Raw genomic sequence first — 24,907 nt, forward strand, 5'->3', positions numbered from 1 at the left:
TTGGACTTGAAGAATGATTTGAAGTGTCTAATAATTGAGTAATTCTCATTCTTAGATTTTAATTTTTTAAACGTTTATAATAGTGATATTACTTACATTCAAGTATTAAAAGGGGAGAAATATGTTATGAATATTTCAATAATTGCAGTAGGGTCAGAGTTACTATTAGGTCAAATAGCTAATACAAACGGTCAGTATTTATCCAAATTACTAAACGGAGTAGGTAAAAACGTTGTCGAACATACTGTTATTGGAGATAATCCTGAACGCTTAGAGTACATAATACGACAAGGACTAAAACGATTTGACATGATTGTACTAACAGGTGGATTAGGTCCAACTAAAGACGATCTTACAAAGCATACAGTTGCCAAAGTATTAAATAAAGAATTAGTTATAGATCAACCATCTTTACGATATATAGAAAGTTATTTTGCAGACCAGGGACAAGTTATGACGCCAAACAATAAACAACAAGCGCTTGTTATTGAGGGAGCTACTGTACTACCAAATAAGAATGGTATGGCTCCTGGTATGTTAGTGGAAATTGAAGATAAACAGGTAGTATTATTACCAGGACCGCCTAAAGAAATGCAACCAATGGCGAAAAATGAGTTGTTATCCTATATTTTAGATGACGATAACGTCATCTTCTCAGAACAACTTAAATTTGCGGGAATAGGTGAGTCCAAAGTTGAAACTATCTTAATGGATTTAATCGACCAACAAACTAATCCTACTATTGCGCCACTTGCAGGAACACATGAAGTATATATCAGATTAACTGCAAACGCTGAAACTGAAGAAGAATGTCAGAAACTAATCCAACCGATGAAAAACGAAATTTTGAGTCGAATTGGTAATTACTACTTTGGATCTGATGATATCAGTATAGAAGAATCAGTGATGGAATGTATGGACACTTCATTTGCAATATATGACGGCGTCACTAATGGTGCTTTATATACACGATTGAAAAATGTAGATGATAGACAACTATTAAAAGGTGCATTACCACATTCTTCGCAATTTGTTGATAGCGAATTAAATATAAATGAACAATTATATGAGAGTGCTAAATACGTCCGAGATTTATTTAATGTAGAAATGGGTATGGCATTATTGCACGATGAAAATGAAGTTTATTTAGGAAAACTTGTCGGAGAAGAATTGGAAATTGAGTCATTTAAAATGTCTCAGAACAGAAATTTACTTAGAAACAGAAGTCAAAATTATGCACTCATTAGATTATTAAAATGGTTAGAACAATCGAAATAAATCAATTACCGTTTAAATTAATAGCACGTTTGTTCGTTTTTGTATAATTAAATCTTGGAATAACGCGAACAAATATTCGCAAAATGCTTGTAATTTTATTTAAAAGCTTGTATAGTATGAATTAAGATATTAAACAGAAAACATTCTCAATTTAGGAGGTCTCGCTTTGGATAACGAACGTCAAAAAGCTCTCGATACAGTAATAAAAAATATGGAAAAATCATTTGGTAAAGGTGCAGTAATGAAATTAGGCGATAATAAAGGTCGCAGAGTTTCAAGTACATCAAGTGGTTCAGTTACATTAGATAACGCATTAGGTGTAGGTGGCTATCCTAAAGGAAGAATTATTGAAATATATGGACCAGAAAGTTCTGGTAAAACTACAGTTGCATTACATGCCATTGCAGAAACACAAAAAAATGGTGGCGTTGCTGCATTTATTGATGCTGAGCATGCTTTAGATCCTGTTTATGCTCAAGCATTAGGCGTAGATATTGATAACTTATACTTATCACAACCTGACCATGGGGAACAAGGTTTAGAGATTGCTGAAGCTTTTGTTCGTAGTGGTGCAGTGGATATCGTAGTAGTCGATTCAGTAGCTGCATTAACACCTAAAGCTGAAATTGAAGGTGAAATGGGAGATACACATGTTGGTTTACAAGCGAGATTAATGTCTCAAGCATTACGTAAACTCTCTGGTGCTATTTCTAAATCAAATACGACTGCTATCTTCATTAACCAAATTCGTGAAAAAGTAGGTGTAATGTTCGGTAATCCAGAAACAACACCAGGTGGAAGAGCATTGAAATTCTATAGTTCTGTTCGATTAGAAGTTCGTCGTGCCGAACAATTGAAGCAAGGACAAGAGATTGTTGGTAATAGAACTAAGATTAAAGTAGTTAAAAACAAAGTTGCACCACCATTTAGAGTTGCCGAAGTTGATATTATGTATGGTCAAGGTATCTCTAAAGAAGGCGAACTGATTGATCTTGGTGTTGAAAATGAAATCGTTGATAAATCTGGTGCTTGGTATTCTTATAATGGGGAAAGAATGGGACAAGGTAAAGAAAACGTTAAAACTTACCTTAAAGAAAATCCTCAAATTAAAGATGAAATTGATCAAAAACTACGTGAAAAGCTCGGTATTTTTGATGGTGACGTAGAAGAAAAAGAAGAAGACGCTCCGAAGTCATTATTTGATGAAGAGTAAAATAATTTAATGTATTGAAAGAGGTCAAGACAAAAGTATTTAGGATATGAGCAGAACTGATTGATGAACAAAATTGCTATTAAAATTTTGTTGAATCGTGTGAGTTTCTTGTTCAACAAGCAGTAATCATTAGTTTTCAATTAGAAAACTAACGAATACTGCAGATAAATCCTGCTATGGGGATGCTGTTTATCGGTTATCCAGAGTATAAAAACTTTATGTCTTCACCTCTTTTTTTATTTATATAGAAAACTAAAAGTTAAAAATTAAATCTTGTAATATAAGTATTTAATACATTTATGATACTGATAAGTTCAAATTGATATCTTGACACTTATAAGTGTAAAACCGTACAATTAGTATGTATGATTCTTATATAATTTCATATAATCATATTGATTTTGATATACAGAGCAAACCCTAGATAAAGGAGGTGTTTATGTGAATTTATTAGGCCTCCTACTCATTTTGCTGGGTATAATTCTAGGCGTTGTTGTAGGGTATGTTGTTGCCCGAAATTTATTGCATCAAAAACAAGTTCAGGCTAGACAAACTGCCGATGACATTGTTAATCAAGCACACAAAGAAGCAGACAACACTAAGAAAGAAAAATTGCTTGAAGCAAAAGAAGAAAATCAAATTTTAAGAGAACAAACTGAAAATGAACTACGTGAAAGACGTGGTGAATTACAAAAACAAGAAACCCGACTTCTTCAAAAAGAAGAGAACTTAGAGCGAAAATCTGATCTATTGGATAAAAAAGATGAGATTTTAGAGCAAAAAGAATCAAAAATTGAAGAAAGACAACAACAAGTAGATGCAAAAGAGAGTAGTGTTCAAACATTAATAATGAAGCATGAACAAGAATTAGAACGCATCTCCGGTCTCACTCAAGAAGAAGCTGTAAATGAGCAACTTCAACGAGTTGAAGAAGAACTGTCACAAGATATTGCAATACTTGTTAAGGAAAAAGAAAGAGAAGCTAAAGAAAAAGTAGATAAAACCGCAAAAGAATTGTTAGCTACTACAGTACAAAGATTAGCAGCAGATCATACAACTGAGTCAACCGTATCAGTTGTAAACTTGCCAAATGATGAAATGAAAGGTCGAATAATCGGACGTGAAGGAAGAAATATTCGAACACTTGAAACACTTACGGGAATCGATTTAATTATCGATGATACTCCAGAAGCTGTCATTTTATCTGGTTTTGATCCTATCAGAAGAGAAATCGCTAGAACAGCTTTAGTTAATCTAGTTTCAGATGGAAGAATCCATCCTGGACGCATTGAAGATATGGTCGAAAAAGCTAGAAAAGAAGTAGACGATATCATTAGAGATGCTGGTGAACAAGCAACATTCGAAATCAATGTTCATAACATGCATCCTGACTTAGTTAAAATACTTGGCCGTTTAAATTACCGTACAAGTTATGGACAAAATGTGCTTAAACATTCAATTGAGGTAGCACATTTATCAGGAATGTTAGCAGCCGAACTAGGTGAAGATGTTACTTTAGCGAAACGTGCTGGCTTACTTCATGACGTTGGTAAAGCAATAGATCATGAAGTCGAAGGTAGTCACGTAGAAATAGGTGTTGAATTAGCGAAAAAATATGGTGAAAATGAAACAATCATTAATGCTATTCATTCTCATCATGGTGATGTTGAACCAACATCTATTATCTCAATTTTAGTTGCAGCAGCTGATGCATTATCAGCAGCTCGTCCTGGCGCTCGTAAAGAAACATTAGAAAATTATATTCGTCGTTTAGAGCGTTTAGAAACACTTTCTGAAAGTTATGATGGTGTTGAAAAAGCATTCGCAATTCAAGCAGGAAGAGAAATCCGTGTGGTAGTATCTCCTGAAGAAATAGATGATTTAAAATCATATCGATTGGCTAGAGATATTAAAACTCAAATTGAGGATGAATTACAATATCCAGGTCATATCAAAGTGACAGTTGTTCGAGAGACTAGAGCAGTAGAATATGCTAAATAATTTCTTACCCCTGATCATCGTAAAGGTGATTGGGGGTTTTATGTTAAAAAAAAGTGATTATTGATTTACATCAAATCAATAATCACTTTTTCATATTATGTTAGTATTAAAATTGTTTATTTTAATTGTAAATCTGTTTTTTTCAATTCTTGGATAATTTCAGCTGTGTCATAACAGTTAGTAGCGATGTTAGCATATCTTTCAGCTAAGCGATATGCATTGATATATAATTTTAAGCTATCTTTTGCGATATCTTCCACATCTTCTGATTTAGATGGGTTAGCACTTACTACTAATTCTGCAAATTTTTCAGGATCGATATTAATAGACATTTATTATTTACAACTCCTAAACTTTTGATAAACATATACTAACATAATATATGTTGATAAAAAAGCAAAGACAGTTATTACTCAAATAAATAATTTTCAAAGAGTACTTTAAATAAAGTTATCTATCTATTAAACTTATTTGTATGAGAGGATGAACATGACATGAGAATATTATTTATAGGAGATATCGTTGGTAAGATTGGAAGAAATGCGATTTCAACATATTTACCTAAGTTAAAACAAGAATATCGTCCTACCGTTTCCATTGTAAATGCAGAAAATGCAGCACACGGTAAAGGACTGACAGAAAAAATATATAAGCAATTACTTCGTGAAGGCGTTGATTTTATGACAATGGGTAATCATACATATGGTCAACGTGAAATTTATGAATTTATCGATGAAGCTAAAAGAATGGTCAGACCAGCTAACTTCCCGAGCGAAGCACCTGGCGTGGGTATGCGCATTATTCAAATTAATGATATTAAGTTAGCGATTATTAATCTACAAGGTAGAGCTTTTATGCAAGATATAGATGATCCATTTAAAAAGGCTGATGAACTTGTTAAAGAAGCACAAAATGTGACACCTTATATTTTTGTAGACTTTCATGCTGAAACGACATCAGAAAAAAATGCTATGGGGTGGTATTTAGATGGTCGAGTTAGTGCGGTAGTTGGTACACATACTCATATCCAAACTTCAGATAATCGTATCTTACCTAGTGGAACTGGATATATTACTGATGTTGGTATGACAGGATTTTACGATGGCATATTAGGTATTAATAGAGATGAAGTGATAGAACGATTTATTACAAGTTTACCTCAACGTCATGTAGTTCCTGACAATGGTCGAAGCGTGTTATCTGGTGTTATCATTGATATAGATAAGAATGGTAAAACGACTAACATTGAAAGAATACTGATTAATGACGATAATCCTATGAAATTATAGTGCAATGACATGTGACATAACAGTTACAATTAGTTATCGTCCATTAGTATGAATTTAAAAACACGCCACTGTTTACATAGTAATACAGTGGTTCTTTTTGTTATCATTTAATATGAATTAAAACCACAGGAGGCTTATGATATGAAATCACAAATATCATGGAAAGTGGGCGGACAACAAGGTGAAGGTATTGAATCAACTGGTGAAATCTTTGCGACTGCAATGAATAGAAAAGGTTATTTCCTATATGGTTATAGACACTTTTCAAGCCGTATCAAAGGTGGGCACACAAACAATAAAATTCGAGTGTCTACATCTCCAGTACATGCAATAAGTGATGATTTAGATATTTTAATTGCATTTGACCAAGAGACTATTGAAGTTAATCATCATGAAATGCGCGAAGATAGCATCATTATTGCTGATTCAAAGGCGAAACCAGTTAAACCTGAAAATTGTCAGGCACAACTTATAGACTTACCGTTTACAAGTACTGCAAAAGAATTAGGCACTGCATTAATGAAAAATATGGTGGCAATCGGTGCTACATCAGCATTAATGCATTTAGATACATCTACATTTGAAGATTTAATTACTAATATGTTCACTAAAAAAGGTGACAAAGTTGTTGAAATGAATATTCAAGCATTAAATCAAGGCTATCAACTAATGAAAGAACAATTAGCCGATATCAATGGTGACTTTGAATTACAAGAAAGTAATGAAGCACCACATCTTTATATGATTGGGAATGATGCTATCGGATTAGGTGCTATTTCAGCAGGCTCTAGATTTATGGCTGCATATCCAATTACACCTGCGTCAGAAATTATGGAGTATATGATTGCTAATTTACCTAAAGTAGGCGGAACAGTAGTTCAAACTGAAGATGAAATCGCAGCTGCAACGATGTCTATTGGTGCAAATTATGCAGGGGTTAGAGGTTTTACAGCTAGTGCAGGTCCAGGATTGTCATTAATGATGGAATCGATAGGCTTATCAGGTATGACTGAAACGCCATTTGTTGTGATTAATACACAACGTGGTGGTCCATCAACTGGTTTACCAACAAAGCAAGAACAAGCTGACTTAATGCAAATGATTTATGGCACACATGGCGATATTCCTAAAATTGTTGTTGCACCTACTGATGCAGAAGATGCATTTTATTTAACGATGAAAGCATTTAACTTAGCAGAAGAATACCAATGTCCTGTAATTATCTTAAGTGATTTACAATTATCATTAGGTAAACAAACCGTTAAAAACCTAGATTATAATAAAATTCAAATTAAACGTGGTGAACTAATCCAATCTGATATAGAACGAGAAGAAGATGATAAATCATACTTCCGAAGATATGCATTAACGGGTAGTGGTATTTCACCTAGACCTATTCCAGGTACAAAAGGTGGTATTCATCATATAACTGGTGTTGAACATAACGAAGAAGGTAAGACAAGTGAAGCTGCTACAAATCGTCAACAACAAATGGATAAACGTATGAGAAAAACGAAAAATCTTCTAATAGAAAAACCTGTAGAACTTACTGAAAATCATGAACAAGCAGATATTTTATATATTGGATTCATTTCTAGTAAAGGGGCAATTCAAGAAGGGGCAGAACGTTTAAACAATCAAAATGTTGCTGTTAATACATTACAAATTAGACAATTGCATCCTTTCCCTACAGAAACGATTCAAAATGCAATTGATAAAGCTCAAAAAGTAGTTATTGCAGAACATAACTATCAAGGACAATTAGCAAGTATAATTAAAATGAATGTTAATATTCAAGATAAATTGGTGAATCAAACGAAATATGATGGCACACCATTCTTACCACATGAAATTGAAGATAAAGGTTTAGAAGTTGCCAAAGAATTAAAGGAGTTGGTCTAATTGGCTACATTTAAAGATTTTAGAAATAATGTTAAGCCAAACTGGTGTCCTGGGTGTGGCGATTTCTCTGTTCAAGCGGCTATACAAAAAGCAGCAGCAAATGTAGGACTAGAACCTGAGGAAGTTGCACTCATTACAGGAATTGGATGTTCAGGTAGATTATCTGGTTATATAAATGCATATGGGGTTCATGCGATACATGGTCGTGCATTACCACTTGCACAAGGCGTAAAAATGGCTAATAAAGATTTAACTGTTATCGCTTCTGGTGGAGATGGTGATGGGTATGCTATTGGTATGGGTCATACAATTCACGCTTTACGTAGAAATATGAATATGACATATATTGTCATGGATAATCAAATTTACGGATTGACAAAAGGGCAAACATCACCTTCATCTGCTGTAGGCTTTGTGACTAAATCAACACCAAAAGGTAATATCGAGAAAAATGTAGCACCTCTAGAATTGGCATTATCATCAGGCGCAACATTTGTAGCACAAGGTTTTTCAAGTGATATCAAAGCACTAACGAAATTAATTGAAGACGCTATCAATCATGATGGCTTTTCATTTGTAAATGTGTTTTCACCATGTGTGACTTATAATAAAATTAATACTTATGACTGGTTTAAAGAAAACTTAATTAGTATTGACGATATTGAAAATTATGATCCAACTAATAAACAACTAGCCATTCAAACTGTGTTGGAACATGAATCACTAGTTAAAGGTATTGTTTACCAAGATACAGAAACACCTTCATATGAATCACAAATTGAAGAAATGGAAGGCGAAGCATTAGCTAAAAAAGATATTCACATTTCTGAAGAAACATTTAATGATTTAACAAAACAATTTGTATAACTTTAATGAATTAACCTGAGGCACAATAAAGATGGCTCAGGTTAATTTTATATGTGACTTAAATATTCAAATCATAAGTAATATTTATTTAACTACATATCCTTGATTTTATAAAAATATTTTTATTATTGAAACACTCCAATTTTTTAATTTGAAAAGGTTAATAAAAAATATAAAATTGTAAGTACTATAATGATTTTGTAAATTAGAATTAAAAATATATAGATGGTGGAATAGAATAGTAAGGATTAACTGAGGAGGTATAGGGATGGATAAATATAGTACGATGATTGAATTACAAGAAAATACTATTGAAGACAAAGATTGGCATATCGAATGTATAGATAATCATCACGATATAACTATTCTTGCTATTCATGGTGGTGGTATCGAACCTGCAACTAGCGAATTAGCATTAGTCACTGCACAAACTAATGATTATAACTTTTTTACGTTTAAAGGGGATAGAAGCAAAGGTAATAATGAATTACATGTGACTTCAATTCACTATGATAATGATACAGCATGTCAATTGACTCAAAAAAGTAAAAGAGCTATTTCAATACATGGATGTACTGGACATGAATCAGTCGCTTACATCGGTGGGAAAGATGACGAGTTAATAGAACTTATCACTTCAGAACTTGATAAAATTGGTGTAAACGTCCAGTCTGCACCTCATACAATGTCTGGTAAGCAAAAAGAGAATATTGTGAATCAAACTCGTATTAAGGGTGGCGTTCAACTTGAATTGACGAAATCTTTAAGAAAGCAATTTTTTAAAGATGGAAAAATTGGTCGTAAAAGTAGAGAAGATAAAAATAATTGGGATGATTTTTTATATGATTTTGCTAATGCACTTGCAACAGCACTTGATAAAGTAGAAAATGAGAGTTGAATATAAGTAATCATATAGAACGATATATTATATAAATTGAGGTGCATAAAATGATCGATACACTAATGAGTATTCAAATTATACCGAAAACACCAAAAAATGAGGATGTTATTCCATATGTTGATGAAGCAATTAAAATCATTGATCAATCTGGTTTACATTATCGCGTAGGGCCTCTCGAGACAACAGTCCAAGGAGACATGAATGAATGTTTAATTTTAATACAAAAATTAAATCAACGAATGGTTGAATTAGAGTGTCCAAGTATAATAAGTCAAGTTAAGTTTTATCATGTGCCAGAAGGTATAGAAATAGAAACATTAACTGGAAAATATGATGCAGGGTAAAATAATAATATCTAAAGCATATTCTAACAAATGATAAATTTTAAAATCATAGTGCATAAATGAGGCAGGACCAAAAGCTAGTCATTTTGATATAGATAGAAAAGAGATTTTCTTCGTCAATTTTTCGTATTGATAATCATGCTAGTGGCTTTGGTCTTAGCCTTTTTTGTATGATTGAATGATGACGCTTTTTGCACTTTTGTATTAAATTTAATATAATGTAGAAATGATATATGGGCATATAGAAAGGATTTTTAATAGTGAATGAAGAGCAGAGAAAAGCTGGTACGATAGATATTTTAGCAGAACGTAATCGTAAAGAAGAAAAAGATTATAGCAAATATTTTGAACATGTGTATCAACCACCTAATTTAAAAGAAGCTAAAAAGCGTGGGAAACAAGAAGTTGAATACAATAGAGACTTTCAAATAGATGAAAAATATCGTGGCATGGGTAAAGAACGTACATTTTTAATAAAAACATACGGGTGTCAAATGAATGCACATGATACTGAAGTTATGGCGGGGATTTTAGAAGCTTTAGGTTATAGTGCAACGACTGATATTAACACTGCTGATGTCATTTTAATCAATACTTGTGCAATTCGTGAGAATGCAGAAAATAAAGTGTTTAGTGAAATCGGTAACTTGAAACATTTAAAAAAGGAAAGACCTGATTGTTTAATTGGGGTATGCGGGTGTATGTCTCAAGAAGAATCAGTTGTAAACAAAATATTAAAATCATACCAAAACGTTGATATGATTTTCGGTACACACAATATCCATCGTCTACCAGAAATATTAGAAGAAGCCTACTTATCAAAAGCAATGGTTGTTGAAGTATGGTCTAAAGAAGGAGATGTTATTGAAAATCTTCCTAAAGTACGTGATGGTCATATAAAAGCATGGGTAAATATTATGTATGGTTGCGATAAGTTCTGTACATATTGCATCGTGCCATTTACTAGAGGTAAAGAACGTAGTCGTAGACCAGAAGACATTATTGATGAAGTAAGAGAGTTGGCTAGAGAAGGTTATCAAGAAATTACATTATTAGGTCAAAATGTTAATTCTTATGGTAAAGATATTGAAGGACTAGACTATGGATTAGGCGATTTACTAGAAGATATTTCTAAAATTGATATTCCGAGAGTAAGATTTACAACTAGCCATCCATGGGACTTTACAGATCGTATGATTGAAGTAATTGCTAATGGAGGTAATATTGTTCCGCATATCCATTTACCAGTACAATCAGGTAATAACGCAGTATTAAAAATTATGGGAAGAAAATATACGAGAGAAAGTTATTTAGATTTAGTATCTCGCATAAAAGAAGCCATTCCTAATATTGCCTTAACGACGGATATTATTGTTGGTTATCCTAATGAAACTGAAGAACAATTTGAGGATACTTTAACTTTATATGATGAAGTAGGATTTGAACATGCCTACACGTATTTATATTCTCAAAGAGATGGTACACCAGCTGCGAAAATGAAAGACAACGTACCTACAGAAGTTAAAAAAGAACGTCTACAACGCTTAAATAAAAAAGTCGGAGAGTACTCTCAAAAAGCTATGAGCCAATATGAAAATGAAATTGTCACAGTGTTATGTGAAGGCTCAAGTAAAAAAGATGATTCTGTTTTAGCGGGTTATACTTCAAAAAATAAATTAGTCAATTTTAAAGCACCAAAAGAAATGGTTGGCAAGCTAGTAGATGTTAAGATTGATGAAGCTAAACAATATTCTTTAAATGGTACCTTTATAGGAGAACATCAAAGAGAATTGGTGATGCAATAATAATGTATAACAAAACACAAATACTTTCTAATGCAGATCAATTAGCGCAGAAGATTAAAAACTTAGAAATGATCAAAGAATATCAATCAATTGAATCACAAATTCATAATAATAAAGCGATTGAAAATAAAATGAATCAATTAAAAAAGCAACAGAAGCAATCAGTTAACTTACAAAATTATGGTAAGGAAACGGCATTTCACCAGTCAGAGAATCAAATACATCAGTTAGAAAATGAAATCAATGAATTGCCGATTGTTGAAGAATTCCGTGCATCACAGTACGAAGCTAATGATTTATTACAAATGATGATTAATACAATGGAAAATCGCTTAAATGAGCATAATGAGAACTACCACGATAAATAAATTGGATAAGGAGACAATGCATTGAATATTAGAAAATTAACCATAACAGCGCTATTAATAGCGATTAATGTCATCTTAAGCAGTATCATTGTCATCCCACTTGGTCCAATCAAAGCAGCACCTATGCAACACTTAGTTAATGTACTTTGTGCAGTTTTTGTAGGGCCTTGGTATGGATTAGCTCAGGCTTTAATATCATCCATTTTACGCGTAACATTTGGTACAGGAAGTGTATTTGCATTTCCAGGCAGTATGATCGGTGTGTTATTGGCTAGTTTATTTTACATGTATCGTAAACATATTTTTATGGCTGCAGTAGGTGAGGTTTTAGGCACGGGTATTATAGGCAGTTTGATCTGTATTCCATTAGCATGGATACTTAACTTACAAAACTTCTTTGTAAAACCGCTTATGACTGCTTTCATTGTATCTAGTATTATCGGTGCAGCTATTAGTTATGTGTTATTAATAATATTAAAAAGACGAGGCCTCTTAGATCGTTTTCAAAAATAATGATTGAGTACGTATAGTCCAATGTGTAACTGTAATGATTTAGCACATGGGATTATGCGTATTTTTTATGCTTCATTTTAGATAATGGGCTAGATGTGATTGTATATGTTAAAATAGATGAGTTAAATAATACGTAAAAAATTACATAAATTTATTGAACCATATTAATAAAAAGACTATAAAATAAGGGTTGTGAAGAACTTTATGTCAAATGTGACACCAATGATGCAACAATATTTAAAAATCAAATCAGAATATGATGACTGCTTGTTATTCTTTAGACTTGGAGACTTTTATGAAATGTTCTTCGATGATGCTAAAGAAGCATCAAGAGTATTAGAGATTACGCTAACAAAAAGAGATGCCAAAAAAGATAATCCTATACCTATGTGTGGCGTTCCATATCACTCAGCAGATAGTTATATAGAGACGCTAATTAATAACGGGTATAAAGTAGCGATTTGCGAACAGATGGAAGACCCAAAACAAACTAAAGGTATGGTTAAAAGAGAAGTTGTTCGAATCGTAACGCCAGGGACAGTTATGGATCAAGGTGGCGTGGATGAAAAGCAAAATAACTATATCTTGAGTTTTATACAATCTCCTCATGAATATGCATTAAGTTATTGTGATATTTCAACAGGTGAATTTAAAACTACACATTTTGAAGATGAAGCTACATTATTAAATGAAATCACGACTATCAATCCCAATGAAATAGTTATTTGTGAGCCTTTATCTGAGAATATGCAACGACAAATTAATATGATTACCGAAACCATAACAGTTCGAGATGAGATTTCAAATCAATATTTTGAAGTGAATAACATTGAACATCAGCACATGCAACAATCAACGCAATTATTGTTAGATTATATACAACATACACAAAAAAGAGATTTATCACACTTAGAAGATGTCCAACAATATGCTGCTATTGATTTTATGAAGATGGATTTCTATGCTAAAAGAAATTTAGAATTAACAGAAAGCATTAGATTGAAATCTAAAAAAGGGACACTTCTATGGTTGATGGATGAAACCAAGACGCCAATGGGTGCAAGACGACTGAAACAATGGATAGACCGTCCGTTAATATATAAACAACAAATCGAAGAACGATTAAATATCGTTGATGAGTTTATCAATCATTTTATTGAACGAGATACATTGAGAAACTATTTGAATCAAGTATATGACATAGAAAGATTAGTAGGTCGTGTAAGTTACGGAAATGTAAATGCACGCGATTTAATTCAACTTAAACATTCAATTAGTGAAATACCTAATATAAAGCAATTATTAAGTCAATTAGATAGCGATACGATTACGCAATTTGATGCACTCGAACCGCTTGATGACTTACTCGAAGTATTAGAGAATAGTTTGGTTGAAGAACCACCTATTTCAGTCAAAGATGGTGGCCTATTTAAATCAGGATTTAATCACCAATTAGATGAATATTTAGAAGCTTCACGTAATGGTAAATCTTGGCTTGCTGAATTACAAGCCAAAGAAAGAGAACGTACAGGCATTAAATCATTAAAAATAAGTTTTAATAAAGTATTTGGCTACTTTATCGAAATTACTCGTGCCAACTTACAAGGCTTTGATCCATCACAGTTTGGATATAATCGTAAACAAACATTATCTAATGCTGAGCGCTTTATAACAGATGAGTTAAAAGAAAAAGAAGATATTATTTTAGGTGCCGAAGACAAAGCAATAGAGTTAGAATATCAATTATTTGTCAAATTAAGAGAACATATTAAAGAATATACCGAGAGACTTCAAAAACAAGCTAAAATCATATCGGAACTGGATTGTTTACAAAGTTTCGCAGAAATAGCTCAAAAATATAATTATGTTCGACCACATTTTAGTGATGATAAAACATTAAAATTAAAAAATTCTAGACATCCAGTTGTTGAACGTGTCATGGATTATAATGATTACGTACCTAATGATTGTGCTTTAGATAATGACACATTTATTTATCTGATAACGGGCCCTAATATGTCTGGTAAATCGACTTATATGAGACAAATTGCAATTATTAGTATAATGGCTCAAATGGGTGCGTATGTACCTTGCGAATCTGCGACATTACCAATATTTGATCAGATTTTCACTCGTATTGGCGCTGCAGATGATTTAGTTTCAGGTAAAAGTACATTTATGGTAGAAATGTTAGAAGCTCAAAAAGCATTAACCTATGCTACTGAGGATAGTTTGATTATTTTCGATGAGATAGGAAGAGGAACGTCAACGTATGATGGTTTAGCGTTGGCACAAGCGATGATAGAGTATGTCGCACAAACCTCACATGCTAAAACGCTATTCTCAACACACTATCATGAATTGACGACATTAGATCAGCTATTACCATGTTTAAAAAATGTGCACGTAGCGGCTAATGAATATAAAGGAGAGCTCATCTTCTTACACAAAGTTAAAGATGGTGCGGTTGATGATAGTTATGGTATTCAAGTAGCGAAACTTGCTGATTTACCTGATGAAGTCATTCAAAGAGCACAAGTTATTTTGAATGATTTTGAACAAAAATCTGATAGTCCTGAACCTCAGATCGTTCAAACTGAATCATATCAAGCTGATGAAACTAAGGCACCTAATAAAAAGGCAAATCATGACAAGTGTGATGAGAAAGAAGCATCATTTGAACAAGCCGCATTTAACTTATTTGAATCGGAAACACAACAAAGCGAAATTGAAACGCACATCAAATCATTAAACTTATCAAACATGACTCCAATCGAAGCATTGATAAAATTAAACGAATTACAAAATCAATTAAAATAGAGGTGTTGTAAATGGGAAAAATTAAAGAACTACAAACCTCCTTAGCTAATAAAATTGCAGCTGGCGAAGTAGTCGAAAGACCTAGTTCGGTTGTTAAAGAATTACTGGAAAATGCCATCGATGCCCAATCAACTGAAATAAATATTGAAGTAGAACAATCTGGTGTTGCATCAATACGTGTAGTAGACAACGGTACTGGAATAGAAGCTGATGATTTAAGTTTGGTATTTCATCGACATGCGACAAGTAAATTAGATGCAGATGATGATCTATTTCATATTAGAACATTAGGATTTCGCGGCGAAGCCTTAGCCAGTATCTCTTCAGTATCGAAAGTAACGTTACGTACCTGTACAGATAATGAAAATGGACATGAAATATATGCTGAGAATGGCGAAATTATTAACCAAAAACCAGCTAAAGCGAAAAAAGGTACGGATATCCTTGTAGAATCATTATTTTACAACACACCGGCCAGATTAAAATATATTAAAAGTCTGTATACAGAACTAGGGAAAATAACTGATATTGTAAATCGCATGGCAATGAGCCATCCAGACATAAGAATATCTCTTGTTTCTGATGGCAAGACACTACTCAAAACGAATGGTTCTGGGAAAACAAATGAAGTAATGGCAGAAATATATGGCATGAAAGTGGCAAAAGATCTCGTACATATCACAGGTGATACAAGTGATTACCATCTAGAAGGATATGTAGCTAGACCTGAACATTCAAGAAGTAACAAACATTATATTTCTATATTTATTAATGGTAGATATATTAAAAATTTCGTTTTGAATAAAGCCATTGTAGAAGGTTACCATACGTTACTAACTATTGGTCGATATCCTATTTGTTATATCAATATACAAATGGATCCTATATTAGTAGATGTCAATGTACATCCTACTAAACTTGAAGTGAGATTATCTAAAGAAGAACAACTATATGATTTGATAGTAGAAAAAATACGAGAAGCATTTAAAGATAAAATCCTTATTCCTAAAAATGACTTAGATCATCATCCAAAGAAAAATAAAGTGCTCAATAGCTTTGAACAACAAAAGTTAGACTTTGAACGTAAACAAAATGAAGTCCAAAATCGTCCACAATCATCTGAAGATGAGAGACAAGAAGATTTAAGTGCAACCACATTAGATAAAGTTGAGAATCAAAATATTTCACAAGTGAACGAAGACAATGAAAGTACATTGTTTAATGACTCTCAATATATTAAACGTAATCATGATGATCATTACTTCAATAATCAAAAAGATATTTTAAATGAATTAGATAATCAAAATGAGACTCTAGAACAAGAAGAAAATCAAAATGAAAATGACATTAAAGGTACAGTAAGTGCTTCAACACGTCGACGTGTACCATATATGGAAGTTGTCGGACAAGTTCATGGCACATATATCATTGCTCAAAACGAAAATGGCATGTTTATGATTGATCAGCATGCTGCTCAAGAACGTATTAAATACGAGTATTTTAGAGAAAAGATTGGGGAAGTAACAAATGAAGTTCAAAACTTGTTAATTCCAATGACATTTCATTTCTCAAAAGATGAACAGTTCATTATAGATCAGTATCAAGAAGAATTAGACAGAGTAGGCGTACACCTTGAACATTTCGGTGGACATGATTATATTGTTAATAGTTATCCAGTTTGGTTTCCAAAAGCAGAAGCGGAAGAGATCATCAAAGATATGATAGAACTCGTATTAGAAAATAAAAAAATTGATGTGAAAAAAATGCGTGAAGATGCAGCAATAATGATGTCTTGTAAAAAGTCGATTAAAGCTAATCATTATCTTAAAAATAATGAGATGGCAGATTTAATTGATCAATTGCGTGAAATGGAAGATCCATTTACATGCCCGCACGGAAGACCCATTATCATTAACTTTTCGAATTACGAATTAGAAAAATTATTTAAACGTGTAATGTAGAGAGGAGCAATCATTTGAAAGAAAATATACTCCCGGCAATTAGAAATATGAAAGATTTAGATAAGCTCATTAAAACCGAATATAAATCATGTGTACTGTTGGATATGCATATCGGTCATCTTAAAAGTATATTAGATCTTTTGAAAAATAAAGGTATTGAATGTTATATCCATATTGATTTAATTAAAGGGTTAAGTCATGACGAATATTCTTGTGAATATATTATTCAACAATATAAACCTAAAGGCATTGTTTCAACAAAGACTAAAGTGATTAAAAAAGCAAAGTCGCTAAATACGCTAACTATCTTTAGAGTGTTTATTATAGATAGTCAGGCTTTAAGTCGGAGTATTGAATTAATCCAAAAAGTACAACCAGATTTCGTTGAAGTGCTACCGGGTATTGCACACAAAGCAGTGAGATGTATTCAAGAAGAGACTGATACATCTGTGATTGCAGGTGGATTGATTAGTGAAGTATCTGAAGTAGAAGAGGCCATTAATAATGGTGCAGAATATATTACAACAAGCAATCAAAAATTATGGTAACAATAGAATAATATCTCTATGAATAAGTGTAGGAATCAGTCGAACTGTTGAGTCGCTGATTCCTTTTTATATATCAAAAATGAGTTGAGTAATGAGGATTGAAATGAAATAAATTTGACAAATTTATAACAAAAATATTGACAACGCTTACAACATAACTGTAATATATAACCAAGTTATTAAAAGTTAATATTAGAACAGAGAAGGGGAGATTTCTGCAGCTTTATAACGTTGTAGGGGTCTCCCTATCTATTTTGGGAGGAATAGTTATATGAATGCTTATTTAGCAGAGTTTTTAGGTACGGCCATCCTTATACTTTTCGGTGGCGGCGTTTGTGCTAACGTTAATTTAAAACGTAGTGCTGGTAATAACGCTGACTGGATTGTTATCGCTACAGGATGGGGTCTAGCCGTTGCAATGGGTGCATTTGCAGTTGGTAAATTTTCAGGTGCACATTTAAATCCAGCAGTTTCAATTGCATTAGCCATGGATGGTGGATTTAGTTGGGCGCAAGTTCCAGGATATATCGTTTGCCAAATGCTTGGAGGTATCGTTGGTGGTGCCTTAGTATGGTTAATGTATTTACCACATTGGAAAGCAACAGAAGATCAAGCTACAAAATTAGGCGTGTTCTCAACAGCCCCTGCAATTAAAAATTATTTCGCAAACTTTTTAAGTGAGATTATTGGTACAACAGCTTTAACTTTAGGTATTTTATTCATCGGTGTAAATAAAATTGCTGATGGTTTAAATCCATTAATTGTCGGTGCTTTAATTATTGCAATCGGGTTAAGTTTAGGTGGTACAACAGGTTATGCAATTAACCCTGCCCGTGACTTAGGTCCTCGTATCGCGCATGCCATTTTACCAATTGCTGGTAAAGGCGGTTCAAACTGGTCATATGCGATTGTACCTGTACTAGGTCCTATTGCTGGAGGTATGCTAGGCGCAGTCATTTATGAAGTATTTTATAAACAAACATTTAATGTAAGTTGTGTAGTTGGTATTATTTTAGTTATCATTACATTAGTATTAGGTGTGATTTTAAATAGAACTTCTAAAAGTAATGATATTGAGTCAATCTATTAATCAATATAAGAAAATATCACAATTTTAGTGTTTGTTATTAAAAAATTGCATATAAATTAACATGATGTGTTGATATATGATATAAGTAATTATCATTAAAATACTTTAAATAATATTGAAGACATCAAAAGGAGTCAAATACCTATGGAAAAATACATTTTATCAATAGACCAAGGAACAACAAGTTCAAGAGCTATTCTATTCAATAAAGATGGCGAAATTAAAGGTGTAGCACAAAGAGAATTTAAACAACATTTCCCACAATCAGGATGGGTAGAGCATGATGCGAATGAAATTTGGACGTCAGTACTATCTGTGATGGCAGAGGTCATGAACGAACATAACATTAGAGCAGAACAAATCGAAGGTATTGGTATTACAAACCAACGTGAGACAACAGTTGTTTGGGATAAAAATACCGGTCGACCAATTTACCATGCAATTGTATGGCAATCTCGTCAAACGCAAAGTATTTGCCAAGAATTGAAAGACCAAGGTCATGAAGCATTGTTCCGTGACAAAACTGGTTTATTATTAGACCCATATTTTGCAGGAACAAAAGTCAAATGGATTTTAGATAATGTTGAAGGTGCACGTGAAAAAGCAGATAATGGCGATTTACTATTTGGTACAATTGATTCTTGGTTAGTATGGAAATTATCTGGTAAAGAAGCACATATCACAGACTATACAAACGCAAGTCGTACATTAATGTTCAATATCCATGACTTAAAATGGGATAAAGAATTATTAGATATTTTAGAAGTACCTGAAAGTATGCTACCTGAAGTGAAGCCATCAAGTGAAGTTTATGCACATACAGTTGATTATCATTTCTTTGGTCAAAATGTACCAATCGCAGGTATCGCTGGTGACCAACAAGCTGCCTTATTTGGTCAAGCATGTTTCGACAAAGGTGACGTGAAAAACACTTACGGTACTGGTGGATTCATGTTAATGAACACTGGTGAAGAAGCAGTTAAATCTGACAGCGGATTATTAACAACTATCGCATATGGTATTGATGGTAAAGTAAACTATGCTTTAGAAGGTTCTATCTTTGTTTCAGGTTCAGCTATTCAATGGTTACGTGATGGATTAAGAATGATAAATTCAGCACCTCAAACTGAAAACTATGCGACTAGAGTAGACTCAACTGAAGGTGTATACGTTGTACCAGCATTTGTAGGATTAGGAACACCGTACTGGGATTCCGAAGCTAGAGGTGCTATCTTTGGATTAACTCGTGGTACTGAAAAAGAACACTTCATTCGTGCAACATTAGAGTCACTATGCTATCAAACTCGCGATGTAATGGAGGCAATGTCTAAAGATTCAGGTATTGAAGTTCAAAACTTACGTGTTGATGGTGGCGCAGTTAAAAATAACTTTATTATGCAATTCCAAGCAGATATTGTTAATACACCTGTAGAAAGACCTGAAATTCAAGAAACAACTGCACTTGGTGCTGCATACTTAGCAGGTTTAGCAGTTGGATTCTGGGAAAGTAAAGATGACATTGCTAACAGATGGAAACTTGAAGAAGAATTCGAACCAAAAATGGAAGAAGAACAACGCACTAAGCTTTATAAAGGTTGGAAAAAAGCTGTAGAAGCTACACAAGTATTTAAATTAGAAGATTAGTCTTTAGCAAATCAATAAATTGTAAGCTCGAGATAGACTAGATTTTCTTATTTATGTTATACTTGAAACAAGTTAATAAGGAAATCGAGAAATGAGAGATTTATTCGTACAATTAAATGGTAATTGTGGGATAAGTCTCTCTTTTTTTATACTAAATAGGAGGCGTTGAATTATGGGTTTATCAACACTAAAAAGGGATCACATTAAGAGAAATTTAAAGAATGAAGAGTATGACGTTGTTATTATTGGTGGCGGAATTACAGGTGCAGGTATTGCATTAGATGCTAGTAACCGTGGCATGAAAGTTGCTTTAGTAGAAATGCAAGACTTCGCACAAGGAACAAGTTCACGTTCTACAAAATTAGTACATGGTGGTTTACGTTATTTAAAACAACTACAAGTAGGCGTTGTAGCTGAAACTGGTAAAGAACGTGCGATTGTATATGAAAATGGTCCACATGTAACAACACCAGAATGGATGTTATTACCTATGCATAAAGGTGGTACATTTGGTAAATTTACAACGGCCATTGGTTTAACAATGTATGATCGTTTAGCAGGTGTTAAAAAATCTGAACGTAAAAAAATGCTTTCTAAACAAGATACAATTAATAAAGAACCTTTAGTGAAACAAGATGGACTAAAAGGTGGCGGTTATTATGTTGAATACCGTACAGATGATGCAAGATTAACTATTGAAGTGATGAAAAAAGCAGCTGAAAAAGGTGCTGAAATCATTAACTATACAAAATCAGAACACTTTACTTATGATTCAAATAAAAAAGTAAACGGTATTGAAGTTGTAGATATGATTGATAATGAAACGTATCCTATCAAAGCTAAGAAAGTAATCAATGCTTCAGGACCTTGGGTAGATGAAGTAAGAAGCGGTGACTATGCACGTAATAACAAACAATTACGTTTAACAAAAGGTGTTCACGTTGTAATCGATCAATCTAAATTCCCATTACAACAAGCAGTTTACTTTGATACAGAAAAAGATGGTCGAATGATTTTTGCGATTCCTAGAGAAGGTAAAGCATATGTAGGTACAACTGATACATTCTATGATAATGAAAAAGCAACACCATTAACAACGCAAGAAGATAGAGATTATTTAATTGATGCGATTAATTACATGTTCCCAACAGTTGATGTAAAAGATGAAGACATCGAATCTACATGGGCTGGTGTACGTCCGTTAATTTTAGAAGAAGGAAAAGACCCTTCAGAAATCTCTCGTAAAGACGAAGTATGGGAAGGCGAATCAGGCTTATTAACAATCGCGGGTGGTAAATTAACAGGATACCGTCATATGGCATTAGAAATTGTTGATTTATTAGCTAAACGTCTTAAAAAAGAATATGGTTTAACATTCAAACCATGTGCGACTAAAGAATTGAAAATTTCTGGTGGTGACGTTGGTGGTAGTAAAAACTTTGACCACTTTGTTAAACAAAAAGTAGACGCTGCTAAAGGCTTTGGTATTGATGAAGATGTAGCGTACCGTTTAGCAAGTAAATACGGTTCAAATGTTGATGATTTATTCAACATTGCTCAAACTGCGCAATATCATACTAGTCAATTACCATTAGAAATTTATGTAGAATTAATCTATGGTATCCAACAAGAAATGGTATTTAAACCAACTGACTTCCTTGTACGTAGATCAGGTAAATTATACTTTAATATTGATGATGTACTACAATATAAAGATGCAGTTATCGATGTATTAGCAGATATGCTTCAATATAGTGAAGGTCAAAAACAAGCCTATACTGATGAAGTAAATAAAGCGATTGATGAAGCACAATCTGGTAATAACCAACCAGCAGTTAAAGAATAATTTAAATCAATTTCAAACTACTAGCATTGAGTTTTATCTCAATGTTAGTAGTTTTTTTATATGAAATGTTATATTTGTCATACATGCTTATAAGACAAAAAATACATCTGAATGTGAATTGTTAACTAAATATGCATACAATTTGATTCCGATGTTATCAAAAGGTATATTGAATATAATATGTATGTTTATATTAATAAACATGATGAATGAAGATAAGAAGTTTTGGGGGTATATGCGTGAGTCAAAGTCAATTCAACATTACAGTCAAAGATGGAACAATGATTGAAGTGAAAATAGATAAAGCTAATAATGAAACAATTGGTATAGTCCATCTTTTTCATGGTATGGCTGAACATATGGATCGATATGATGAGTTAGTTAAAGCATTAAATTTACAAGGGTATGATGTACTTAGACATAATCATAGAGGTCATGGTAAAAATATAGATGAAAATGAAAGAGGCCACTTCAATGATATGACACAGGTTGTTGACGATGCATACGAAATAGTAGAAACCATTTATGATAGCCATTTTGAACTACCTTATATTGTGTTAGGTCATTCAATGGGGTCAATCATTGCAAGACTATTTGTAAAACAATACCCTCAATTTGCAAATGGTCTCATATTAACTGGTACAGGTATGTTTCCTAAATGGAAAGGTATCCCAACTTTGGTTCTATTGAAATTAATCACAATGATTTTAGGTAAAAGACGTCGAGTTAAATGGGTTAACCGATTAATGAATAAATCCTTTACTAAAAAGATTGATCAACCTCAAACAGAAAGTGACTGGCTATCTACCAAAAGAGAAGAAGTGAACAAATTTATCGATGATGAATATTGTGGATTCAGAGTATCTAACCAACTGATTTATCAAACAGTTAAATATATGATGGACACTGCCAATGTTAAATCATTAAAGCAGATGAATCACAATCTACCTATACTATTAATTTCAGGCAAAGATGATCCCTTTGGAGAATATGGTAAAGGTGTTAAAAAACTAGGTAAGATTTATAAAAAAGCAGGAATCAAACACATAACTGTGCAATTATATAAAAATAAACGCCATGAAATATTATTTGAAGATGATTATTTAACAACTTGGCAACATATGTTTGAATGGATTAAAAAGCAAATATTAAAGAAAAATAAAGTGAGTGAATAAGATGAGTAATACAGATAAGCCATTTCTAATTGTAATTGTAGGACCAACGGCGTCTGGAAAAACAGAATTAAGCATAGAATTAGCAAAACGATGTAATGGAGAAATTATTAGTGGCGACTCTATGCAAGTATATAAACAAATGGATATTGGTACTGCTAAAGTTACAAAAGAAGAAATGGACGGTATTACCCATCATATGATTGATATATTGAATCCTGATGACACATTTTCTGCTTATGATTTCAAACAACGAGCAGAAAAGTGTATCAATGATATTATTCAAAGAGGTAAGACACCTATTGTTGCTGGTGGAACTGGATTATATATTCAATCTTTACTTTATAATTATCAATTTGAAGATGAAACCGTTTCAGATCAAAAAATGAAAGAAGTCAAATCTAAATTAAATGAATTAGCAAAATTAAATAATAATGAATTACATGAATATCTTAATTCATTTGATCCTGAATCAGCCGACAATATACACCCTAATAACAGAAAAAGAGTATTGAGAGCGATAGAATATTATTTAAAAACAAAAAAACTTTTAAGTTATCGCAAGAAAGTTCAACAATTCACTGAAAATTATGATACATTATTAGTAGGGATTGAAATGTCGCGTGAAACATTATATGAAAAAATAAATAAACGTGTTGATATTATGTTGAGACACGGATTATTTAATGAAGTGCAACACTTAGTTGAACAAGGCTATGAGTCAAGTCAAAGTATGCAAGCAATTGGGTATAAGGAATTAATACCTGTTGTGAAAGGGAATATGGATTTACAGTCAGCTATTGATAAGTTAAAACAGAATTCGCGAAAGTATGCGAAACGTCAATTGACTTGGTTTAAGAATAAAATGAACGTTCACTGGTTAGATAGAGAAAATATGTCACTTCAAATGATGTTAGATGAGATTACACCCCAAATAAATAAAAGGAGTACTGAACATGATTGCAAATGAAAACATCCAAGATCAAGCACTAGAGAACTTTAAATCAGAAAAAACAGAAGTCACTGTGTTCTTTCTAAATGGTTTCCAAATGAAAGGAACAATTGAAGATTTCGACAGCCAAGTGATTCGTTTAGTTTCACAAGGAAAACAACATCTGATTTACAAACATGCGATCAGCACTTTCATGATTGATGATGAAAACGAATCAGCATCAGAAACATCTGAAGAATAAGACATAATTGAAGTGCAGTAAAGCACAAATCATAAATGAACGTAGTAATAGTTACATAGAAGAGAAATAATGGATTTATTAGTTCTAATTAGTGCTTTATCGTATTTAAGATTGTAATTCAAAAAAGCTTCATTTAAAGTAAGCATTCGCGT

Annotated in this window: 21 protein-coding genes; 20 read left to right on the forward strand and 1 reads right to left on the reverse strand. The window is 32.7% G+C overall.

Translation table 11 applies throughout. From position 1 onward, the window contains the following. Positions 1-126: 126 nt before the first annotated feature. The 3 genes from AC2D8K_RS00005 to rny all read left to right on the forward strand — a co-directional run bounded on the left by AC2D8K_RS00005 (position 127) and on the right by rny (position 4,492). Positions 127-1,278: a CinA family nicotinamide mononucleotide deamidase-related protein gene (locus tag AC2D8K_RS00005; protein ID WP_002451245.1), complete on the forward strand. Its 1,152-nt coding sequence runs from the start codon at positions 127-129 to the stop codon at positions 1,276-1,278. A 166-nt stretch (positions 1,279-1,444) separates the two neighbouring features. Further along, on the forward strand, positions 1,445-2,491 hold the full coding sequence (gene recA, locus AC2D8K_RS00010; protein WP_002451246.1) for a recombinase RecA: 1,047 nt from the start codon (positions 1,445-1,447) through the stop codon (positions 2,489-2,491). Between the two features lie 441 nt (positions 2,492-2,932). Next, a complete protein-coding gene (gene rny, locus AC2D8K_RS00015; RefSeq protein WP_002451247.1) occupies positions 2,933-4,492 on the forward strand; it encodes a ribonuclease Y in 1,560 nt (519 codons plus the stop codon). 116 nt (positions 4,493-4,608) lie between these two features. On the opposite strand, the gene AC2D8K_RS00020 is transcribed toward rny, so the two are convergent. Continuing rightward, on the reverse strand, positions 4,609-4,824 hold the full coding sequence (locus tag AC2D8K_RS00020; protein WP_002451248.1) for a hypothetical protein: 216 nt from the start codon (positions 4,822-4,824) through the stop codon (positions 4,609-4,611). A gap of 162 nt (positions 4,825-4,986) precedes the next feature. On the opposite strand from AC2D8K_RS00020, the gene AC2D8K_RS00025 reads away from it, so the two are divergent. The 17 genes from AC2D8K_RS00025 (at position 4,987) to hfq (ending at position 24,755) form a co-directional block, all read left to right on the forward strand. Next, entirely contained in the window at positions 4,987-5,781 is a 795-nt protein-coding gene (locus tag AC2D8K_RS00025; RefSeq protein WP_002451249.1) for a TIGR00282 family metallophosphoesterase, read from the forward strand. Between the two features lie 141 nt (positions 5,782-5,922). After that, on the forward strand, positions 5,923-7,683 hold the full coding sequence (locus AC2D8K_RS00030; protein ID WP_002451250.1) for a 2-oxoacid:acceptor oxidoreductase subunit alpha: 1,761 nt from the start codon (positions 5,923-5,925) through the stop codon (positions 7,681-7,683). Further along, positions 7,684-8,550 carry a 2-oxoacid:ferredoxin oxidoreductase subunit beta gene (locus AC2D8K_RS00035; protein WP_002451251.1) on the forward strand — a complete coding sequence of 289 codons (867 nt, stop codon included), beginning with the start codon at positions 7,684-7,686 and terminating at the stop codon, positions 8,548-8,550. Between the two features lie 268 nt (positions 8,551-8,818). After that, positions 8,819-9,448 (forward strand): poly-gamma-glutamate hydrolase family protein, encoded by a 630-nt coding sequence (locus AC2D8K_RS00040; protein ID WP_002451252.1) that lies wholly within the window; start codon positions 8,819-8,821, stop codon positions 9,446-9,448. A 50-nt stretch (positions 9,449-9,498) separates the two neighbouring features. Continuing rightward, entirely contained in the window at positions 9,499-9,795 is a 297-nt protein-coding gene (locus AC2D8K_RS00045) for a thiamine-binding protein (protein WP_002451253.1), read from the forward strand. A gap of 260 nt (positions 9,796-10,055) precedes the next feature. After that, positions 10,056-11,600, forward strand: coding sequence for a tRNA (N6-isopentenyl adenosine(37)-C2)-methylthiotransferase MiaB (gene miaB, locus AC2D8K_RS00050; protein ID WP_002451254.1), 1,545 nt, complete (start codon positions 10,056-10,058; stop codon positions 11,598-11,600). Positions 11,601-11,602: 2 nt separating this feature from the next. After that, positions 11,603-11,968, forward strand: a complete 366-nt coding sequence (locus AC2D8K_RS00055; protein ID WP_002451255.1) for a YlbF/YmcA family competence regulator — start codon at positions 11,603-11,605, stop codon at positions 11,966-11,968. A 21-nt stretch (positions 11,969-11,989) separates the two neighbouring features. Continuing rightward, complete coding sequence (gene thiW / locus AC2D8K_RS00060) at positions 11,990-12,481, forward strand: energy coupling factor transporter S component ThiW (protein WP_002451256.1); 492 nt, start codon at positions 11,990-11,992, stop codon at positions 12,479-12,481. Between the two features lie 204 nt (positions 12,482-12,685). Next, entirely contained in the window at positions 12,686-15,301 is a 2,616-nt protein-coding gene (gene mutS, locus AC2D8K_RS00065; protein WP_002451257.1) for a DNA mismatch repair protein MutS, read from the forward strand. A gap of 11 nt (positions 15,302-15,312) precedes the next feature. Next, complete coding sequence (mutL, locus tag AC2D8K_RS00070) at positions 15,313-17,262, forward strand: DNA mismatch repair endonuclease MutL (protein WP_002451258.1); 1,950 nt, start codon at positions 15,313-15,315, stop codon at positions 17,260-17,262. Between the two features lie 14 nt (positions 17,263-17,276). Continuing rightward, positions 17,277-17,810, forward strand: coding sequence for a glycerol-3-phosphate responsive antiterminator (locus tag AC2D8K_RS00075; RefSeq protein WP_002451259.1), 534 nt, complete (start codon positions 17,277-17,279; stop codon positions 17,808-17,810). Positions 17,811-18,081: 271 nt separating this feature from the next. Then, positions 18,082-18,900, forward strand: coding sequence for an MIP/aquaporin family protein (locus tag AC2D8K_RS00080; protein WP_002451260.1), 819 nt, complete (start codon positions 18,082-18,084; stop codon positions 18,898-18,900). A 144-nt stretch (positions 18,901-19,044) separates the two neighbouring features. Beyond that, a complete protein-coding gene (glpK, locus tag AC2D8K_RS00085; protein WP_049425252.1) occupies positions 19,045-20,544 on the forward strand; it encodes a glycerol kinase GlpK in 1,500 nt (499 codons plus the stop codon). A 172-nt stretch (positions 20,545-20,716) separates the two neighbouring features. Continuing rightward, complete coding sequence (locus AC2D8K_RS00090; protein ID WP_002451262.1) at positions 20,717-22,390, forward strand: glycerol-3-phosphate dehydrogenase/oxidase; 1,674 nt, start codon at positions 20,717-20,719, stop codon at positions 22,388-22,390. Between the two features lie 239 nt (positions 22,391-22,629). Then, on the forward strand, positions 22,630-23,565 hold the full coding sequence (locus tag AC2D8K_RS00095; RefSeq protein ID WP_002451263.1) for an alpha/beta hydrolase: 936 nt from the start codon (positions 22,630-22,632) through the stop codon (positions 23,563-23,565). 1 nt (position 23,566) lies between these two features. Beyond that, the gene (miaA, locus tag AC2D8K_RS00100) at positions 23,567-24,532 is read left to right on the forward strand and encodes a tRNA (adenosine(37)-N6)-dimethylallyltransferase MiaA (protein WP_484697762.1); all 966 of its coding nucleotides are present in this window, start codon (positions 23,567-23,569) and stop codon (positions 24,530-24,532) included. After that, positions 24,519-24,755 carry an RNA chaperone Hfq gene (hfq, locus tag AC2D8K_RS00105; protein ID WP_002451265.1) on the forward strand — a complete coding sequence of 79 codons (237 nt, stop codon included), beginning with the start codon at positions 24,519-24,521 and terminating at the stop codon, positions 24,753-24,755. The genes miaA and hfq overlap by 14 nt, the downstream gene beginning before the upstream one ends. The last annotated feature ends 152 nt before the right edge of the window (positions 24,756-24,907 follow it).

The sequence above is a fragment of the Staphylococcus sp. 510 genome, assembly GCF_057219715.1.

Coding starts and splice junctions, on each gene's coding strand:
- AC2D8K_RS00020 (WP_002451248.1), bottom strand. CDS start 4,824: ATGTCTATTAATATCGATCCTGAAAAATTTGCAGAATTAGTAGTAAGT.
- AC2D8K_RS00030 (WP_002451250.1), top strand. CDS start 5,923: ATGAAATCACAAATATCATGGAAAGTGGGCGGACAACAAGGTGAAGGT.
- AC2D8K_RS00090 (WP_002451262.1), top strand. CDS start 20,717: ATGGGTTTATCAACACTAAAAAGGGATCACATTAAGAGAAATTTAAAG.
- hfq (WP_002451265.1), top strand. CDS start 24,519: ATGATTGCAAATGAAAACATCCAAGATCAAGCACTAGAGAACTTTAAA.
- AC2D8K_RS00025 (WP_002451249.1), top strand. CDS start 4,987: ATGAGAATATTATTTATAGGAGATATCGTTGGTAAGATTGGAAGAAAT.
- AC2D8K_RS00080 (WP_002451260.1), top strand. CDS start 18,082: ATGAATGCTTATTTAGCAGAGTTTTTAGGTACGGCCATCCTTATACTT.
- AC2D8K_RS00045 (WP_002451253.1), top strand. CDS start 9,499: ATGATCGATACACTAATGAGTATTCAAATTATACCGAAAACACCAAAA.
- AC2D8K_RS00055 (WP_002451255.1), top strand. CDS start 11,603: ATGTATAACAAAACACAAATACTTTCTAATGCAGATCAATTAGCGCAG.
- mutS (WP_002451257.1), top strand. CDS start 12,686: ATGTCAAATGTGACACCAATGATGCAACAATATTTAAAAATCAAATCA.
- glpK (WP_049425252.1), top strand. CDS start 19,045: ATGGAAAAATACATTTTATCAATAGACCAAGGAACAACAAGTTCAAGA.
- miaA (WP_484697762.1), top strand. CDS start 23,567: ATGAGTAATACAGATAAGCCATTTCTAATTGTAATTGTAGGACCAACG.
- mutL (WP_002451258.1), top strand. CDS start 15,313: ATGGGAAAAATTAAAGAACTACAAACCTCCTTAGCTAATAAAATTGCA.
- AC2D8K_RS00040 (WP_002451252.1), top strand. CDS start 8,819: ATGGATAAATATAGTACGATGATTGAATTACAAGAAAATACTATTGAA.
- AC2D8K_RS00005 (WP_002451245.1), top strand. CDS start 127: ATGAATATTTCAATAATTGCAGTAGGGTCAGAGTTACTATTAGGTCAA.